Origin of the sequence: Marinobacter iranensis (genome assembly GCF_029207565.1) — a bacterium.
Classification (GTDB): Bacteria; Pseudomonadota; Gammaproteobacteria; order Pseudomonadales; family Oleiphilaceae; genus Marinobacter; species Marinobacter iranensis.
In genome coordinates this window covers 1-259 of sequence record NZ_JANCMW010000275.1, presented here as the reverse complement: position 1 = coordinate 259, position 259 = coordinate 1, and the positions used below count along the sequence as shown (strand labels likewise).

Annotated in this window: 1 protein-coding gene; it reads left to right on the top strand. The window is 65.6% G+C overall.

Translation table 11 applies throughout. The features are described from left to right. A partial coding sequence (locus NLU14_RS22350) for an imelysin family protein (RefSeq protein WP_275710746.1) occupies positions 1-259 on the top strand: 259 nt, incomplete at both ends.

The window sequence follows — 259 nt, the reverse complement described above, 5'->3', positions numbered from 1 at the left end:
CAAGGGCTGGGTGCGCTGGAGTTTGTGCTCCACGGCACGGACGCCGAAACGCTTGCCGGCAAGGATGGCGCCTATCGCTGCGCCTATGGCCTGGCCATCGCCGGCAACATCGAAACGATAGCCGCCGATGTGTCGGCCGCCTGGGCAAAGCCGGATGGTTTCGCCGCGTCATGGGCGAATCCCGGCCCCGACAACGCGCTTTATCGTGACGGCAGCGAGGCGGTGACGGAACTCATGGGCGCTTTCATCAACGGGCTCG